Origin of the sequence: Pseudomonas sp. Bc-h (assembly GCF_002080045.1) — a bacterium.
Classification (GTDB): domain Bacteria; phylum Pseudomonadota; class Gammaproteobacteria; order Pseudomonadales; family Pseudomonadaceae; genus Aquipseudomonas.
The window spans coordinates 31,585-50,426 of the sequence record NZ_MUIN01000002.1; the positions used below are offsets into that span (position 1 = coordinate 31,585).

Annotated in this window: 12 protein-coding genes; 6 read left to right on the forward strand and 6 right to left on the reverse strand. The window is 62.3% G+C overall.

The features are described 5' to 3' along the window. Positions 1-227: 227 nt before the first annotated feature. From BWR59_RS02270 to BWR59_RS02285, 4 genes are read left to right on the forward strand one after another with little or no spacing between them, the layout of a single operon-like run. Positions 228-1,499 (forward strand): MdtA/MuxA family multidrug efflux RND transporter periplasmic adaptor subunit, encoded by a 1,272-nt coding sequence (locus BWR59_RS02270; RefSeq protein WP_081564028.1) that lies wholly within the window; start codon positions 228-230, stop codon positions 1,497-1,499. Continuing rightward, on the forward strand, positions 1,496-4,681 hold the full coding sequence (locus tag BWR59_RS02275) for an efflux RND transporter permease subunit (protein ID WP_081564029.1): 3,186 nt from the start codon (positions 1,496-1,498) through the stop codon (positions 4,679-4,681). The genes BWR59_RS02270 and BWR59_RS02275 overlap by 4 nt, the downstream gene beginning before the upstream one ends. Next, the gene (locus BWR59_RS02280; RefSeq protein WP_081564030.1) at positions 4,678-7,785 is read left to right on the forward strand and encodes an efflux RND transporter permease subunit; all 3,108 of its coding nucleotides are present in this window, start codon (positions 4,678-4,680) and stop codon (positions 7,783-7,785) included. The genes BWR59_RS02275 and BWR59_RS02280 overlap by 4 nt, the downstream gene beginning before the upstream one ends. A gap of 17 nt (positions 7,786-7,802) precedes the next feature. Next, entirely contained in the window at positions 7,803-9,239 is a 1,437-nt protein-coding gene (locus BWR59_RS02285) for an efflux transporter outer membrane subunit (protein ID WP_081564031.1), read from the forward strand. Between the two features lie 71 nt (positions 9,240-9,310). On the opposite strand, the gene BWR59_RS02290 is transcribed toward BWR59_RS02285, so the two are convergent. From BWR59_RS02290 to BWR59_RS02300, 3 genes are all read right to left on the reverse strand, one after another. Beyond that, positions 9,311-10,537, reverse strand: coding sequence for an MFS transporter (locus tag BWR59_RS02290; RefSeq protein ID WP_081564032.1), 1,227 nt, complete (start codon positions 10,535-10,537; stop codon positions 9,311-9,313). Positions 10,538-10,766: 229 nt separating this feature from the next. Next, positions 10,767-13,370 carry an ATP-binding protein gene (locus tag BWR59_RS02295; RefSeq protein ID WP_081564033.1) on the reverse strand — a complete coding sequence of 868 codons (2,604 nt, stop codon included), beginning with the start codon at positions 13,368-13,370 and terminating at the stop codon, positions 10,767-10,769. A gap of 128 nt (positions 13,371-13,498) precedes the next feature. Continuing rightward, positions 13,499-14,410, reverse strand: a complete 912-nt coding sequence (locus tag BWR59_RS02300; protein WP_081564034.1) for a LysR family transcriptional regulator — start codon at positions 14,408-14,410, stop codon at positions 13,499-13,501. Between the two features lie 110 nt (positions 14,411-14,520). On the opposite strand from BWR59_RS02300, the gene BWR59_RS02305 reads away from it, so the two are divergent. Together BWR59_RS02305 and BWR59_RS02310 are read left to right on the forward strand one after the other, a co-directional pair. Continuing rightward, a complete protein-coding gene (locus BWR59_RS02305; RefSeq protein WP_081564035.1) occupies positions 14,521-15,645 on the forward strand; it encodes an alkene reductase in 1,125 nt (374 codons plus the stop codon). Then, complete coding sequence (locus BWR59_RS02310) at positions 15,633-16,178, forward strand: ester cyclase (protein ID WP_081564036.1); 546 nt, start codon at positions 15,633-15,635, stop codon at positions 16,176-16,178. Before BWR59_RS02305 ends, BWR59_RS02310 begins: the two co-directional genes overlap by 13 nt. 162 nt (positions 16,179-16,340) lie before the next feature. On the opposite strand, the gene BWR59_RS02315 is transcribed toward BWR59_RS02310, so the two are convergent. From BWR59_RS02315 to BWR59_RS02325, 3 genes are all read right to left on the reverse strand, one after another. Further along, complete coding sequence (locus BWR59_RS02315) at positions 16,341-16,982, reverse strand: 3-oxoacid CoA-transferase subunit B (protein WP_081564037.1); 642 nt, start codon at positions 16,980-16,982, stop codon at positions 16,341-16,343. Between the two features lie 8 nt (positions 16,983-16,990). Next, on the reverse strand, positions 16,991-17,686 hold the full coding sequence (locus BWR59_RS02320; RefSeq protein WP_081564038.1) for a 3-oxoacid CoA-transferase subunit A: 696 nt from the start codon (positions 17,684-17,686) through the stop codon (positions 16,991-16,993). Between the two features lie 212 nt (positions 17,687-17,898). Continuing rightward, positions 17,899-18,807 carry a LysR family transcriptional regulator gene (locus BWR59_RS02325; RefSeq protein WP_081564039.1) on the reverse strand — a complete coding sequence of 303 codons (909 nt, stop codon included), beginning with the start codon at positions 18,805-18,807 and terminating at the stop codon, positions 17,899-17,901. Between the last annotated feature and the right edge of the window lie 35 nt (positions 18,808-18,842).

The window sequence follows — 18,842 nt, forward strand, 5'->3', positions numbered from 1 at the left end:
CAACCGCCAATGTAAATAATCTGCAAAGGTCGGCCCCTTTCCTTGTCCGGCTCTGCGTTGCAGGGCTAAATGTCGCAACAGTTTGAAACAACCTATCGCTTGATCCGCCTTGAACCGTGCCGCAGCCGTCGCGGCGCCTCGTGCCAAAAGCGCGATGCTGGAGTGTGTCGGCTCGGCAACGGTCGCGCTGACGCTTGATAAATTTCGTCCACCTGCAGAAGTATCCGATGACCCAGATTTTGGCAGCCCGCTCACGCAAGCGCCTTGTATTTGCGCTCCTGATAGCCGCAGCCATTGGCGCTGTCGTTGTGTACATCAACCACCGCTCGCCCTCGGCCCCGACACAGGCCGAGGGCAGCGCCGTTCCCGCAGGTCCCGGTGGGCGTCATGCCGGGCCTGGCATGGTCGACACCAACGCCACTGTGAGCGTTGCCGTGGGCACGGCGAGTACCGCTGATGTGCCCGTGATCCAGCAAGCGTTGGGGACCGTCATTCCCAACTATTCGGTCACGGTCACCAGCCGCGTCGACGGCGAACTGATGGCCGTGTATTTCACCGAAGGCCAGTACGTGAAGAAAGGCCAGCTGCTGGCGCAGATCGACCCCCGAGCCTACCAAGCCACGCTGGATCAATATCAGGGCGACATGGCGCAGAACCAGGCGCTGCTCAAGAGCGCGCAACTGACCGCCGAACGCTACAAGCGGCTGTTCGCCAAGGACTCGCTGGCCAAGCAGGATCTGGATACCCAGATGGCGACCGTCGGCCAGTACGCCGGTGCGGTCAAAGCCGATCAGGGGCAGATCGACGCCGCGAAACTCAACCTGACCTACGCCAGAATCGTCTCGCCGATCGATGGCTTCGTCGGCCTGCGTCTGGTGGACCCGGGCAACGTGGTGTCGTCCAGCAGCACCACCGGCATCGTCACCGTGACCCAGACCAACCCGATTGCCGTGACCTTCAGCCTGCCGCAAGCGCAGTTGGCCTCGCTGCTGCCCAAGGTGCGCAAGGGCGAGTCGTTGAGTGTGCAGGCCCTCGACCAGTTGGGCACCACGCCGCTGGCCAGCGGCACGCTGAAATTCATCAGCAACGAGATCGACACCACCACCGGCAGCATCAAGTTGAAAGCGCTGTTCGACAACCCCGACGAGAAGCTCTACCCCAACCAGTTCGTTAACGTGAAGCTGACGACCGACATCCTGCACAACGCCGTGGTGGTGCCGTCGGCCGCTGTGCAACTGAGCAGCGATGGCGAGTTTCTGTACGTGGTCAAGGACGGCAAAACCAATCGCCGCAGCATCACCATCGGCCCGGTCATGGGCGATCAGACGGTGATCACCAACGGCGTGGAGCAGGGCGAACAAGTGGTCACCCGAGGCATCGATCACCTGCGCGAAGGCAGCAAGGTCGAGGTCGAGAAACCCGCCAGCGATGGGGCCAAGCCCCTCGACCAGGCCACGGCCAAACGTACCTTGCCCGCCACCGGCAATGTTACCCCATGAATCCGTCGCGACTGTTTATCCAGCGTCCTGTGGCCACGATGTTGCTGATGCTGGCGGTAATGCTGGCCGGCATTTTCGCGTACCGTTTGCTCTCAACCTCGGCGCTGCCGGAAGTCGACTACCCGACCATTCAGGTCAGTACCCTGTATCCGGGCGCCAGTTCCAGCGTACTGGCATCTGCCGTCACTGCGCCGCTGGAGCGGCAGTTGGGACAGATGTCCGGGTTGTCGCAGATGTACTCGACCAGTTCGGCCGGGGCTTCGGTGATCACCCTGAAGTTCTCCCTGGACCTGTCACTGGACGTCGCCGAGCAAGAGGTGCAGGCCGCCATCAACGCCGCCGACAGCCTCCTGCCCACTGACCTGCCGAACCCGCCCACCTATAAAAAGGTCAACCCGGCGGACACGGCGGTGCTGACATTGGCGGTCACCTCCGACAGTCTGCCGCTCACCCGCGTGCAGGATCTGGTCAACACGCGCGTAGCGCTCAAGCTCTCGCAAATTTCCGGCGTGGGCATGGTCAGCCTCGCGGGCGGTCAGCAGCCGGCGGTCAAGATCGAGGTCAATCCCACCAGTCTGGCGGCCCACGGCCTGACCCTTGAAGACGTTTACGACAAGGTCAACGCCGCCAACGTCAATGGCTCCAAGGGCGGGTTCGATGGCCCTGCGCATTCGATCACCATCGACGCCAACGACCAGCTGCGCGATGCCGTGGAGTACGGCGAGTTGGTGCTTGCGTACGAGAACGGCGCGGCCCTGCGCCTGAAGGATGTGGCCACTACCGCCGAAGCGCCTCAGGACCAGTACCTGTCGGCGACCGCCAACGGGCAACCGGCGATTGTCATTGCCGTGCAGCGCCAGCCCGGCGCCAACGTGATCGAGGTGGTCGACAGCATCAAGGCCAAGCTGCTGACGTTACAGTCGGCGTTGCCGGACTCGGTGAAACTCACGGTGATCAGCGACCGCACGCAAACCATCCGCGCCTCGATCAAGGACGTGCAGATCGAACTGCTGCTGTCCATCGGTCTGGTGGTGCTGGTGACCTTTGCCTTCCTCGGCAACTTCACCGCCACGCTGATTCCGAGCCTTGCGGTGCCGCTGTCGCTGATCGGTACTTTCGGGGTGATGTACCTGGCAGGCTTCAGCGTGAACAACTTGACGCTGATGGCGCTGACCATCGCCACCGGCTTCGTCATCGACGACGCCATCGTGGTGGTCGAGAACATTTCCCGGCATCTGGAGGAGGGCGAAGAGCCCATGGCCGCGGCCTTCAAGGGCTCGCAGGAAATCGGCTTCACGATCATCTCGCTGACGTTTTCGCTGATCGCCGTGCTGATTCCGCTGCTGTTCATGGGCGATGTGGTGGGGCGGCTGTTCCGCGAGTTCGCCATTACCCTGGCGGTGGCGATTCTGGTGTCGATGATTGTCTCCCTGACGCTCACCCCCATGCTCTGCGCCCACCTGCTGCGCCATGTCCCGGAAGAGGGTAAGGGTCGCTTTGCCGCGTGGGGCGACCGTCACTATCACAAAGTGCTCAACGCCTATGATCGCGGCCTGGTGTGGGTGCTGGATCACCAGCGTCTGACCCTGCTGGTGGCGGTGGCTACCGTGGCGCTGACCGGTTTTCTCTATCTCGTGGTGCCCAAAGGGTTCTTTCCGACTCAGGACACCGGCCTGATCCAGGGCTTTACCCGCGCGTCTCAAGACGTCTCGTTCAGCGAAATGGCCCGTCGTCAGCAGGCCATGGTGGAGGTGGTTCGCCAGGATCCGGCAGTGCAGTCGGTGTCGTCCACCATCGGTGTCGACGGCAACAACAATTCCCTGAACAACGGCTGTTTGCAGATCGAGCTCAAACCCTTCGAAGACCGCGACGACACGGCGACCCAGGTCATTACCCGCCTGGAGAAATCCGCCAGTGCCGTGGCCGGAATCCAACTCAATCTGGTGTCATCTCAAGACCTCACGGTCGACGATCAACTGACCCCCAGCCAGTACCAGTTCACCCTCGACGATTCGGAAAGCGCCAACCTCTCGGCGCTGGTGCCCCGGCTGATGGAGAAGCTGCAGCACCGCGTGGAAATGCGTGACGTCATCGACAACCTGCAGGATCAGGGGCTGGTCGCTTACGTGGAGCTGGATCGCGCCGCTGCCATGCGCTATGGCATCAGTGCCGCGGACGTCGACACGGCGCTGTACAACGCCTTCGGCCAGCGGCTGATTTCCACCATCTTCACTCAGTCCAACCAGTACCGTGTGGTGCTGCAAGTGCCGGGCAAATTCCAGCAGAACCTGGCATCGTTCGACAACATCTATCTGGCGGCGGCGACGGGTACCACAACCGCGTCGACCACCAGCAGCTCCAGCACCACCACATCGAGCACCAGCAGTTCGACTGGCTCAACGACGGCCACTGCGCCGGCGCAAATGGTGCGCCTGACCGACATCGCCAAGGTCGGCCAACGCACCGGTTCGCTGTCGCTGAGCCGGTTGGACCAGTTCCCGGCGGTGACCGTCTCGTTCAACCTGGCGGACGGCTATTCCCTGGAACAGGCGCAGCAGGCCATCGCGCAGGTCATGACCGAACTCGACGCGCCGAGCAGCATCACGTTGCGATACCAAGGCGCCGCCGAGGCCTTTCAGACCGCCACCGGCAATACGCTGTGGCTGATCCTCGCGGCGCTGGTGACCATGTACATCGTGCTGGGCATGCTCTACGAGAGCTTCATCCACCCGGTGACGATTCTCTCGACCCTGCCGTCGGCCGCCATCGGTGCGTTACTGGCGCTGCTGCTCACCGACACGGAATTCAGTCTGATCGCCCTGATCGGAGTGATTTTGCTGATCGGGATCGTCAAGAAGAACGCGATCATGATGATCGACTTCGCCCTGGAAGGCCGCCAGCATCAGCGCCTCAACGCCCGAGACGCGATTCATCGCGCGGCGCTGCTGCGTTTGCGACCGATTCTGATGACCACCTTGGCGGCACTCTTTGGCGCCTTGCCGCTGATGCTCGCGACCGGAGCGGGCGCGGAGCTGCGTCGGCCTTTAGGGCTGGTAATCGTCGGGGGCCTGCTGCTGAGCCAGATCCTCACGCTGTTCACCACCCCGGTGATTTACCTGTTGTTCGATAGCCTGTCGGAACGGGCCAAGGCGCGTTTCAGCCGGGGCAGGGCGAAGGCATGAACCTTTCGCGCTTTTTCATCCGCCGCCCGGTGGCGACCCTTCTGTTAAGCCTGAGCATTACCCTGGCCGGCATTCTGGGTTACACACTGCTGCCGGTGGCGCCGCTGCCTCAGGTCGACTTTCCGACCATCATGGTCAGCGCGTCGCTGCCGGGAGCCAGTCCTGAAACCATGGCCGCAACGGTGGCTACGCCGCTGGAACGCAGCCTGGGCCAGATCGCCGGTATCACCGAAATGACGTCCACCAGCAGCCAGGGTTCGACGACGCTGATCCTGCAGTTCGAACTGGATCGCGACATCAACGGCGCCGCCCGCGACGTGCAGGCGGCAATCAACGCCGCGCGCAGCCTGTTGCCCAGCTCCATGCCCTCGCTGCCCACCTATCGAAAGGCCAACCCGTCCGAGGCGCCGGTGCTGATGCTGGCCCTGACCTCATCGACCCGCAGCCCGGGCGAGCTGTATGACCTGGCTTACAGCAAGCTGCAGCAGAAGGTCGCTCAGGTCAACGGTGTGGGTGAAGTGTCGGTGCGCGGCGGCGCGTTGCCGGCGGTGCGCATCGACATCCAGCCCAATCTGCTCAACCACGCCGGGATCTCTCTGGAGACCGTGCGCACCGCGATCAACGATGCCACCCATGCCAAGCCCAAGGGCATTCTGCAGGGCGATGGGCAGAGCTGGGTGATCGATGCCAACGACCAGATCGACAAGGCTGCCGACTATCAGGCGCTGGTCATCACCTATCAGAACGGCAGCGCCGTACGCCTGCGGGACGTGGCCAATGTCTACGATTCGGTGGAAGACACCTTCGTCGGCGGCTATTACAACGGCCAGCCCTCGGTCACTCTGGGCGTCACCCGCCAGGCGGGTGCCAACATGCTGCAGACCATCGACAGCATCAAGGCGCTGATTCCGGAGCTGCAGCGCGAGATCCCGGGGGACGTGCAGCTGATCAGCGTGATCGACCGCGGCCCCACCGTGCGCTCGTCACTGCACGACACCGAAGAAACCCTGCTCATCGCGACCTTGCTGGTGATTGCCGTGGTCTTCGTCTTTCTGCGCAACGTGCGCGCGACGCTGATTCCGGCGGTGGTCTTGCCGGTGTCTCTGATCGGTACCTGCTCGATCATGTACCTGCTCGGCTACAGCCTCGACAACCTGTCGCTGATGGCGCTGATCATCTGCACCGGTTTCGTGGTGGACGACGCCATTGTCGTGCTGGAGAACATCGCCCGCTATCAGGAAATGGGCATGCGCCCCTTGCGCGCGGCGCTGATGGGCACCCGCGAAGTAGGCTTCACGGTGCTGTCCATGACCCTGTCCCTGGTGGCGGTGTTCATCCCGATTCTTCTGATGGGCAGCATCGTCGGCCGCCTGTTTCGTGAGTTCGCGGTGACCCTCAGCGTCGCCCTCGGCCTGTCGATGATTGTGTCCCTGAGCCTGACCCCGGTGCTTTGCGTGATGCTCTTGCGTCAGCCGGCCCATGACGCCCGCGAACCGCGTCTGTACGTCTGGATCGAAGCCGGGCTTGCGCGCATGCAGGGTGCTTATCTGGCTGCGCTGACCTGGATCATGCGCCACCGTTTGCTGACGCTGTTGAGCCTCTTGCTCACCGTTGTGCTCAACGTCTACCTCTACGCCACGGTGCCCAAGGGTTTCTTTCCGGCCCAGGACACTGGCGTGTTGATGGGCGCCGTGCGCGCCGACCAGAACATCTCGTTTCAGGCGCTCAAACCGCACCTGATGCAGATCGCCCACGACCTGGCCGCCGACCCCGACGTCGAGGCGGTGATGTCGTCCACCGGCAGCGGTCGGGCGGGCTCGCGCAACACCGGCGATTTCTTCATTCGCCTCAAGGACTACACCCAGCGCACCAGCAACGCGGCGGCCATTGCCAACCGCTTGACCAAGGCCAACAACAAGGTCGCGGGCATTCAGGTGTTTCTGACGCCCGCCGAAGATATTCGCGTGGGCGGGCGCAGTGCCAATGCCGCCTATCAGTTCAGTTTGCAGGCCGATGATCTCGACCTGCTGCGGGTGTGGGAACCGAAAGTCGAAGCAGCGCTGCGGGCGTTGCCGGAGCTGACCGGAATCGACTCCGACTCGCAGACCGGCGGCCAGGAACTCAAGCTGCACATCGATCGCAGTGCGGCGAGTCGTCTCGGTGTGAGCGTCAGCGACATCGACAACCTGCTGAACAACGCCTACAGCCAGCGTCAGGTCGCGACCCTGTACAAAACCCTCAATCAGTACCACGTGGTCATGGGGCTGGACCCGGTCTACACCAGCGACGCGACCATGCTCGACCGCATGTACGTGATCAACGGCGACAACCAGCAAGTGCCACTGAAAGCCTTCGCCACCTACAGCCCGGACAACGCGCCACTGGCCGTAGCCCATCAGGGACAATCGGCCACCAGCACCATCGCCTTCAACCTGCAGGACGGTGCCTCGCTGGAACAGGCCACGGCGGCGATCAACCGAGCCGTCGACAAGGTCGGCCTGCCCCGTGACGTTCAATACGGTTTCGCCGGCACTGCCCAGGCCTATGCCGCGCTGGCGGCGAGCATGCCGTGGCTGATCGCGGCGGCACTGCTGGCGGTGTACATCGTGCTGGGCGTGCTGTACGAGAGCTACATTCATCCGCTGACCATTCTCTCGACCTTGCCTTCGGCGGGAGTCGGCGCGCTGTTGCTGCTCAAGGCGGTGAACATGCAGCTTACGGTGATCGCGCTGATCGGCATTCTGCTGTTGATCGGCATCGTCAAGAAGAACGCCATCATGATGATCGACTTCGCCCTCATGGCCGAACGTGAGCGGAACCTGCCTCCAGAACGCGCCATTCTCGAAGCCTGCCGCATGCGCTTCCGGCCGATCATGATGACCACACTGGCTGCTTTTTTTGGCGCCTTGCCCCTGGCCCTTGGCAGTGGCGGCGATGCCGACCTGCGCAAGCCGCTGGGGATGGCCATTGCCGGTGGCCTGGTGTTGAGCCAGTTGCTCACGCTGTTCACCACCCCGGTGGTGTACCTCTATCTAGACCGCCTGAGCCGAGCCTCCCGGCATTTCTGGCACACGCGTATCCGCCGCACTCACGTGCCCGGTTGACTGACAGGGTTGAATGAATGAACGCTCCACTGCTGAACCGCTTGTGTATCGCCGTGCTGCTGGCCAGCAGCGCTCTGGGCGGCTGCACGGTCGGCCCCGACTACCGCAAACCGACCGCGCCGATCTCGACCTCCTTCAAGGAGGCCGAAGGCTGGAAAGCCGCCAGCCCTCAGGACGAATTGCCCAAAGGGCCGTGGTGGGAGTTGTATCAGGACTCGCTACTGAACACCCTGGTTGCCCAGGTGCAATTGAATAACCAGAACGTGGCGCTGTATGCCGCTCAATATCAGCAGGCGCTGGCGTTGGTGCGTGAGTCCCGTGCCAATCAGTTCCCGCTGCTGACCGGCACCGGGTCGAGCACCCGCAGCGAAACGTCCACCGGGTCGTCTGCCACGACAACCAGCGGGTCGTCCAGCAGTGGCGGGGTCAGAAAGGAGCATTCCGCGAGTCTGGACCTCAGCTGGGAAGCTGACATCTGGGGCAAGCTGCGACGCACCACCGAGCAGGACCGCGCCAGCGCGCAGGCCAGTGCTGCGGACCTGAGCAACGCGACCTTGAGCGCACAGTCGTCCCTGGCCCAGGATTACTTCCAGCTGCGCTTGCTCGACCGGCGCATCGCCCTGTACCGCGAGACCATCGACGGTTACCAGCGTTATCTGCAAATCATCCAGAACAAGTACGATGAACAGATCGTGTCCCGGGCCGATCTCGCCACCGGCAAGACCCAGCTGCAGAGCGCCCAGGCATCGATGCTCGACCTGCAATGGCAGCGAGCGCAATACGAACACGCCATTGCCTTGCTGATCGGCAAACCACCGGCCGATTTCGCCTTGGCCGCTGACCCAGGCTGGCAATACCACGTACCAGATGTACCACTGGGCGTGCCCAGCCGGTTGCTCGAACGTCGCCCTGATATCGCCGCCGCCGAACGCGAAATGGCCGCCGCCAACGCTGCCGTCGGGGTGGCCACTGCCGCTTATTATCCGGACCTGACCCTCAGCGCCAGCGGTGGTTACCAAAGCTCGACCGTCAGCAACCTGTTCTCGTTGCCTAACCGCTTTTGGTCCATCGGCCCGAGCCTGACCGGTACCCTCTTCGACTTCGGCGCCACCAAAGCCAGCGTCGACCAGGCCCGCCACGCCTACGACGCAACTGTTGCGACGTACCGCCAGACGGTGTTGACCGGGTTGGGGGAGGTGGAGGATTACCTCGTCGAACTGCGCACCCTGGAGCCTGAGCTGCAAGCACGACGCAATTCGGCGCAGTCGGCCGAAGAGTCCGCTTCCGTCAGTCGCGATCAGTATGAAGCAGGGGTCATCGACTACCTCGACGTCGCCACCACTCAGGCCACCAGCCTGAGCGAGCGACAGACCTTGCTGGCTCTGGTGGCTACGCAACTGGTGACGAGCGTCCAGTTACAAGCAGCGTTGGGCGGCTCCTGGAGTGACCAGTAGCCGCTCACTCAGGAGAAACCCCTGCGGCGGTGAGGGGCCGCAAGTAGGTGGCACGGGTGGATGTCATTCCCTCAGCAGGGCTGCGCCACCAGGTTATTGCTGACCTTGCGGCCCAGCACCAGCACCGTGGCAAAACCGCAGCCCACCAGCGCGGTGGCCAGACTCAACAACACCGCGCTGCCAAGCTGGTCGACGATCTGCCCGCCGAAGAACGAGCCCAGCGCAATGATCACCTGGAACAAGGCAACGAACAGCGGCATGCCGCGTTCGACATCCTTGGGCGCAACGACGAACATCCAGATGCTGGCGCAGGCGGGGAAGGCACCGAATGCGAAGCCCCAGAGCGCGATCAGCATTGCTGCGCCGGTCAGGCCGGTGGCGAAGTAGGGAAACAGGGCGGTGCTGACGCCGATCATCAGCGCCACCAGCAACAGGGTGTGCCGCACACTGCGGTTGGCAGCGAACCCGGCGAAAATATTACCGATCACCCCGGCCACGCCGTAGAGCAGCAACAGCGAGCCAATGGTCGGTCCGTCGAAGCCGGAGCTTTGTTTGAAGAACGGTGCGACGTAGGTATAGGCGGCAAAGTGCGCCAGGCCAATCAGCAATACCGCGATCAAACCCACGCGGGCTTGTGGATTGATGAACAGGGCCGGCAGGTCACTGACACGAATCGCCTTGTCCGGGTTGAGCCGCGGTAGCAGGAAGATCTGCGCCAATAGCACCGGGATGCCCACCAGCGCGGTGACGAGAAAGGTCATGCGCCAGCCCATCAAACCACTCAACCAGGTGCCCACGGGCACGCCCAGCACGGTGGCCAGGGTTACACCGACCATGATGATCGAGGTGGCTTGGGCCACGCCCACGCCCTTGGGGGCGAGTCGGCCGCTGAGGGCAATGGCCGTCGCCCAGAAACCGCCGATGCTGATGCCCAGCAGGACGCGGCCAAACAACAGCAGGCTGAAGTCGCTGGCATAGGCAACGACCGAGTTGGCGATGATCATGATCAGCGTCAGGCCGATCAGCAGGTAGCGACGGTCCAGAGCGCCAATGCCCACCGAGAGCAATGGGGCGGCGAGGGCGGCCATGATGCCGGGCAGCGTCACCATCAAACCGGCGTGGCCTGCACTAATGCCCAGATCGCTGGCGACGTCGTTGAGCACGCCCACCGGGAGAAACTCGCTGGTGACCAGGGCGAAGGCACCGACGGCGACGGAGAGAATCGCCAGCCACTGCTGTTTGACACTTTGTTGATTATGTTCGGGACGACCGTGAGGGGCCTGGCTGGCGCTGTGCATGGTTGTGAGTTCCATAGGGGATGACGCCTGAAGACAGGCGCAAAGGAGCGGGGGGAAATTGCAGGCGATTATAGGAGCGGGTTTTCGGCAGCCAACAGGCGACCGGTTCGATAGTAATCATCAGTACAATCGATAAGACGCCCTGAGTAGAGCGTCTGTCGGGGCATGATGATGCCGGGCCGTTGCAGAAATAAACCTGTGAAGTTGCCGATGATCTTCAGGACCGATGCTAGGTTTTCTGCACAACAGCGCTCATCACATCCATCAGTTGTGCGCGAGAAAATGGCTTGGCCAGACGCGGTATCGCCACAGGAAGTCCGGTGATCACCTGCGCATCGCCTGAAACCAGAATCACCGGCATATCCGGCCATCGCTCACGTACCGACGCGGCAAGCTGAGCGCCGGTCATATGGGGCATGGCATGGTCGGAGATCATCATGTCGAAGCGCTGCTCAGCAAGCCGGCTCAACGCTTCCAGCGCGGACCTTGCGGACTGCACCCGATGCCCCATGTCCTTGAGCGTTTCCACGGTACTGCTCAGAACCAGCTCGTCATCATCCACCGCGAGAATGTCCCACGCGGCATGATGAGCGAGACCCAGCGCCTGGCTCACGGCGCCGCTATCGTGCGATGGCACTGGCGCCTCGGTCACGGGAAACCACAACTCGGCGGTCGTCCCGGTGCCCAGGCGACTGAGCAAACGCAATGAGCCACCTGACTGCTGAACCAGCCCGTGCACCATCGACAGCCCAAGGCCTGTGCCTTGCCCGACACCCTTGGTGGTGAAGAAGGGTTCGGTAGCACGCTTGAGCGTGTCCTCGTCCATGCCTGCGCCGGAGTCTGTGACGCTCAGGCACCAATATTCTCCGGGCTGAAACGCTGTGTCGGTCAGGGGCACATTGCGCAGATTCACTTCTATTCTGATATGCCCCTGGCCGCTCATGGCGTCCCGCGCGTTGACCGCAAGATTCAGCAGCGCAGCTTCCAGCTGATTGGGGTCGGTCTGCACCCAGGCGGAGTCTGTGGCCGGGGCAATCTGCAATTCGATTGTCGGGCCCAGCGAGCGTTGCAGCAGTTCACTCATGCCGGTGATCAACTGGCCGAGTTCGACGGCTTCGGCTCGAAGCTCTTGCCGACGGGCGAACGTGAGCATTCGGGCAATCAACGTGGCACCACGCTCAGCGCCGGTTCGCGCGTTGTCGACCAACTGGAGGAGTTGCGCAGTGGGCGGCATTCGCTTGCGCAGCAGCTCAAGGCTGCCAATCACAGCCATCAGCAGATTGTTGAAGTCATGGGCGATGCCGCCTGTGAGGTTGCCCAGCGCCTCCATCTTCTGCGCCTGGTGCAATGCCTGTTCAGTGCGACGGATATTCGCTTCGCTCTGGCGCAATGCCTCGGTGCGTTCCAGCACCTGGGCTTCGAGGTCGAGACGAAAGCGCTCCTCACTGTCGCGGCGTCTGGACTCGGCGCGCACGCGCTCGATATGGGCCCATGATCGCTCAGCCACTTCTGTCAGCAGTGACAGCTCGCGGTGAGTCCAGCTATGGGGCACCCGGTCATGAATCGCCATCAGCGCCGTTAACTGGCCGTCCTTCACCAACGGCAGACAGATGGTGGCCGCCAGGCCAATGCTCAGAAACGCCCTGGCTTCCTCGGCCTCCAGCTGCACGGCGATGTCGTTCAGGATCAGCGGCAAACCCGAATGCAGATTGTGCATCGCAAGCTCGCCGAAACTGGCGAGCCGGTAATGGCCCACGATGCTTGCCGAACCTGGCGCATGCCAGTCCCCGCGGATGGTGAAGCTGTCCTGATCCGCCTCCATGTCGGCATAGGCGCAGACGGCGACCCCCAGGTGCTCGCCCAACATTCGCGTGGTCGTCGCCATGATGATGTCGGCGTTGGTGCTGCGCGTGGTTTCCCTCCCAAGTGCGTCAAGGAACTGAAGCCGGCGTTCGTTCGCGCGCAATGCGTCTTCCGCTTCCTTGCGAGAGGTGACGTCCGTCGCCGTACCAAACCATTCGATGATCTCGCCGCTCTCATCGAACAGCGGCACGGCGCGTGACGAGACCCAGCCCACTTGGCCGTCGGAACGTATCACCTGATGTTCCAGGCTGAACGTGGTCTTGCCGCGGATCGCCTCTTCGATGGCCAGCCTTACTTGCGGCTGGTTTTGAGGCGGAACGTAAGTATCCAGCCAACCGAGATCCGATGACGCAGCGTCGTCGACGAAGCCTTTGCCATCGAGTTGACGAAGATTGCGCCAGTCGGGGGAGAGCCGGTACACCACATCGGAGGTTGAATTGACCAGCGCGCGGAACCGCTGTTCGCTCTGTTGAAGATTACGGCGGGCCTGCACCCGCGAGGTGGTTTCCACGACGATCGCAATGACACCGGCAGGCGAGCCGGCTTCGTCATAGACGGGGGAGTAATCGAGGTCCATCCAGACCTGTTCCGCATGCCCATGGCGATACAGCGTCAGCTCCTGATCTTTGTATGCCAGGGTCTTGCCCGCCAGGCCAACGCGCATCACCTGATCGTTGAAGTCAGCCACCTCGGCCCAGCCTTTGCGGACTTCCGAACCCAGCAGACGGGGGTGGCGCTCCCCGGCAAAGACCGAGTAGGCATCGTTGTAGATCATGATGCCTTTCTCGCCCCACAACAGCACGATGGGTACGGGCGAGGCCAGGAGCATGGAAGTAATGGTTTTGAGGCTCTGCGGCCAGTGGGCAGGTGCGCCCAGGCCACTGGAGGTCCAGTCGTGATGACGAATCAGCTCACCCAGTTTGCTGGGCGGTAGAAATGACAGGCTGTCCGTAAAGGAGGGCTGGATCATAGAGACTCAAGTCCATGAGAGACGGGGGTTAATGGCTATGCGAGTCGTAGGCGAGGCGATAGTTCCGACAAGGTAGCAGTAGTGGCCAATCGATAGTTAGCGGCGTTGGGCAACTGGGCCAAGACGCGTCAGATATCCATTTGTGCCGACGCCCGCTCGAACTTGTCACGCAGGAATTCCAGCAATGCCCGCACCCGCGGCGGTTGGTAACGACTGCGCGGGTAGAGGGCGTGGACCGGGGCTTCGGCGGTTCGCCACTCAGGCATCAGCAGGGTCAGGCGCCCGGCGGCCAGGTCGGCGCTGACGTCCCAGATCGACTTCAGCACGATTCCGTGGCCATCCACTGCCCATTGCCGTGCGAGGCCGCCGTCGTTGGTCTCGCGCGCCGACTCCAGGGGGACCTTGAACAGCACGTCTTCCTCGCCACGGTGCAAGCGCCATTCGCTCGACCAGCCGGACTGGCCGACAACGATATGGTCGAAATCACCCAACTGCTGCGGATGTTCGGGCGTGCCTTTGCGCGCCAGATAGTCGGGTGCAGCGCACAGCACGCGACGGTTGGCCGCCAGTGGCCGGGCGATGAGCGAACTGTCCGGGGGCACGCCGAAACGGATCACCAAATCGACGTCGTCAGCCACCAGGTGCGAGAGCGAGTCCGACAACTGCAGCGCCGGGATCACGTGCGGATAGAGACGGGTGAACGCGTCGAGCCAGGGGTTGAGTACGTGGCGGCCAAAGTCCGAGGTTGCGGAAATACGGATCTTGCCGCGAATTTCCTTTTTCTCCGCTGACAGCGCCGCGCGTGCATCGTCCAGCGCTTGCAAGGCCAGACTGCAGTGTTCGAGATACAGACGGCCTTCATCGGTCAGCCGCAGTTGCCGGGTGGTGCGCTCGAACAGGCGGGTGGCCAGCGACGCTTCGAGCTTGAGCAGTCGCGCACTGGCCGCGGCCGGTGACAATCCCAGTTTACGGCCCGCCAGAGACAGCCCGCCCAGTTGGGCCGCTTCGACAAATAAACGGATGTCACCCAGGTTATCCATGATTGTTCCGATATTTTTGATAATGCATCAAAGAGTAGCCCAATTATCAACCCTGATCCGCGGTCGCACACTGGCGCCATCACCTTTCAACGGATCAGGAAACCCTCACCATGAATACAGCATCAACACTGTTCAGCCCTGTCGAATTCGCCGGCCTGAGTGCATCTCACCGTGTGGTCATGGCCCCCATGACCCGTGTCCGCAGCAGCCAGCCCGGCGATGTTCCCAACGCTCTCAATGCCCAGTATTACGCCCAGCGCGCCTCTGCAGCGTTGATCGTCACCGAGGCCGCGCAGATTTCCCCTCAAGGCAAGGGGTACTCGTTCACCCCGGGCATCCACAGCGAAGCGCAGGTGCAAGGCTGGCTGCAGGTGACCGACGCGGTGCACGCTGAGGGAGGCCGTATTTTCCTGCAGTTATGGCATGTCGGGCGCCTGTCCCACCCTGATTTCCACAACGGCGAGTTGCCGGTGGCACCGTCTGCCGAACCTTTCGAGGGGCAGATCTGGAAAGTGGACCCGGTCACAGGGCAGGGCGGCATGTACGATTCTCCGACACCGCGCGCGTTGACCCGCTCCGAAATCAGGCAGATCGTCGAGGACTTTCGCCAGGCTGCCCGTCGTGCGATGCGTGCCGGTTTCGATGGTGTGGAAATCCACGGTGCCAACGGTTATCTGATCGATCAGTTCCTGCGTACCACCTCCAACACTCGGACCGATGAGTACGGTGGTTCACGGGCCAACCGCTTGCGGTTTCTCCAGGAGGTGGTCGACGTCGTGAGTGAAGAGATCGGTGCCGAACGCACCGCGATTCGCCTGGCACCGTTCCTGACCGCTCGCGGCATGGCTTGCCCGGACATCCTGCCGACCATTCTTGAGGCTGCTCAATACCTGCAGGACAAGGGCATCGGTTATCTGCATCTGGTCGAGGCCGACTGGGATGACGCCCCGGTGTTCACCGAAGAATTCCGCCAGCAGATCCGTGCCCGCTTCAGTCGCCCGATCATCGTCGCGGGTAACTACGACCGCGAGCGTGCCGAGTGGGTCATCGGCCAGGGCTACGCCGACCTCGTGGCCTTCGGCCGGCCCTTTGTCGCCAACCCCGACCTGCCATTGCGCCTTGAGCAGGATTTGCCCTTGGCAGCCCTGGATCACGCAACGCTGTTCGGCGGCACCGCCAAGGGCTACAGCGATTACCCTTCGCTCACTACCGGAGAGGCAGCATGCGCACTTTGATTTCGGGCTTGTTGGCCGCAGCCACGCTGACAACCACGCTCTTGAGTTCGAACTCCATGGCCGCCGAACCGGCACTGATCACGCCCAAGGTGATCATTGCCGATCCGGGTTCCAACCCTGCGCAAGTACAGGCGCAAACCCTGGCCGCCCGGCGCTACGCAACCTTCTGGGCATCCGGCGACCCTGCGCTGGCCCATGAAGCGCTGGCCGGCGATTTCATGGACAGGGCATTGCCACCGGGACGCCCGCAAGGGATCGCCGGTCCGCTGGCGGCGTCCAAAGCCTTCCACGACGCAGTGCCCGACTTGCAGTGCGAGGTGCAGCAGCTGATCGTCAGCGGTGATCGAGTGGTTTCGCACCTGCGCTTCACCGGGCATTTCACCGGCACCTTCAACGGCGCGCAGGGGAAGGGGCAGGTGGTGAATTTCATCGCCACTGACATCTATCGCATCGCTAATGGGCAGATCGCCGAGAACTGGCACCTGGAAGACAACTTGACGTTCTTGCAACAGATCGGCGTGGTTGCGCAGTGATCACATGATGGGTTGAGATGCGTCGTCTGTTCGAGCACGGTACCGTGTAGCCGACAACTGGAAACAGCCTGGTCTGGCGGTTGAATCGCAGGCGAGCCACGCGACATGTCAACGGCGCCTTTGCCGGCCGGCAAGCGGGCGCTTGCCGGCGGGTTTCGCGCATTACTTGATCAGCGGCACGCCACTGAGCTTCTGCAGCTCGTCGAAGTCGATGTCAGAGCAAATCTCAACGACTTTTAGCCCATCCGATGTGACTTCCAGCACGGCCAGGTCGGTGTAAATGCGGCTGACGCAGCCGATGCCGGTCAACGGATAAGTGCACTCTGGCACTAGCTTGCTTTCGCCGGACTTGGTCAGGTGGTCCATCATCACGAACACCTGGCGCGCGCCGGTGGCCAGATCCATCGCGCCGCCGACGGCCGGGATCGAACCTTCAGCGCCAGTGTGCCAGTTGGCCAGGTCGCCTTTGACGGACACCTGAAAGGCGCCCAGTACGGCGATGTCCAGGTGGCCGCCGCGCATCATCGAGAACGAATCGGCGTGGTGGAAAAAGGCACCCCCGGTGAGCAGGGTGACGTGCTGCTTGCCGGCGTTGATCAGGTCGTCGTCTTCCTCGCCCGGCGCCGGGCTTGGGCCCATGCCCAGCAGGCCGTTCTCGCTGTGCAGGAACACCTCCTTGTCGCCCAGGTAGTTGGCGACCAGGGTCGGTGCGCCGATGCCAAGGTTCACGTACGCACCTTCCTGAATGTCTGCGGCCACGCGCTGGGCCATCTCGGTGCGGGAGAGCTTTTTGGTAATGGTCATGGCAGGCCTCAGACAGCGTTGGCGATCAAAGAAACGGCGGTGCCGCTGACGGCAACCACGCGCTGGACGAAGATGCCCGGCGTGATGATGTGTTCCGGATCCAGCTCGCCGAGTTCGACGATCTGGTCGACCTGGGCGATGGCGGTTTTGGCGGCCATGGCCATGATCGGGCCGAAGTTACGCGCGGCCTTGCGGTAGATCAGGTTGCCCCAGCGGTCACCCTTGTACGCCTTGATCAGCGCGAAGTCGGCATACAGCGGCATTTCCAGGACGTACTGGCGGCCGTTGATCTCGCGGGTTTCCTTGCCTTCGGCCAGCAGGGTGCCGTAACCGGTCGGTGAGAAGAACGCACCGATGCCGGAGCCCGCTGCACGGATACGCTCAGCCAGATTGCCTTGAGGTACGACTTCCAGCTCGATCTTGCCCGCCCGGTACAGTTCGTCGAAGACGTAGGAGTCGGACTGGCGCGGGAAAGAACAGACCACCTTGCGCACGCTGCCAGCCTTGAGCAGAGCCGCCAGGCCGATCTCGCCGTTGCCTGCGTTGTTGCTGATGATGGTCAGGTCGCGGGTACCGGTATCGATCAGCGCATCGATGAGCTCGGACGGCATGCCGGCAGTGCCGAAGCCTCCGACCATAATGGTTGAACCGTCGGTGATCCCTTCCACCGCACTGGCGATGGACTCGAACGTTTTATTGATCAAAGCGAGCTCCTGGTTGTTCCTGGAGTGTGGATTATCGATCTGGCCGTCGCGCGGTGAAACGATGGGGCCAGTTGCGCTTGGAGGTGTGTGCTGCCTTGCGCTAAAGCGTGCCTCAAGATGGGGTCACAAGTAGAGAGGATTTCGCGGGAACCGTGCGATTATCGAACGGTTGTGCGATTTTCGAGCAATGCAATTCTGCATCAAGCGCACGGTCAGCTCTTTGGTATTGAAGCCTCGTCGATCTGTGGCACGGCGTCACCTCTATTCAAGAGAGCGAGGCACTGCTGAAGCACCGGAGACACGTCGCCTGCGCGGTAACTCAGCACGATCGGGGAGGTTGCACTGCTGTCCAGCAGCGGCGTGTAGCCGATGTCGTCACGGTGCAGTCGTTGTACGGACGCAGGCACCAACGTGATTCCAATGCCGGCGGCGACCAGACCTATGGCGGTCTGCATTTCGTTGACCGTTTGTACAACTCTGATCCTCAAGCCCTGGGCTGAGAATATGCCCAATACATGGTCGGCATAACTGGGTCGTGGTGTCCCCGGGTAGAGGACGAAGGGCTCGGCTGCGAGCTGATCAAGTGTGGCAGGGCCACTGAGCAGTGGATGCCCGGCGGGAAGCGCCGCGACCAAAGGGTCCTGCCGCAGTATTTCCTGGGAGATGGCTGGATCGTCGAAATGAATTCGACCAAAACCGATATCAATGCGGCCACTTTTCAGCGCCTCCAGTTGCTGCAGAGTGATCAGCTCCGATAAGCCCAGCTCAATATCACCGAGACTGCGCAGCTGTCGGATCAACTCTGGCAGGGCTCCGTAGAGCGTGGAAGGTGCAAAGCCAATTCCGAGCCAGCGCTTCTGGCCAGCTGCGACGCGCCGTGTGTCATCGCCAATGCGTGCCAGTTGTTCAAGCAGCTGATTGGAGTGTTCCTGAAAGAAGCGACCCGCCTCGGTCAGGCGCAAAGGGCGTGAACGCTCCAGCAGTGCCACACCCAGCTCATCTTCGAGTTGCTGGATCTGCCGACTCAGTGGGGGTTGGGCAATATTCAGCTGTTCAGCGGCGCGGGTGAAGTTGAGTGTTTGAGCAAGCACTCGAAAGTAACGCAAATGACGGAGCTCCACGATACCTCCAGGGTATTAAGCGAGACCTATTCAAT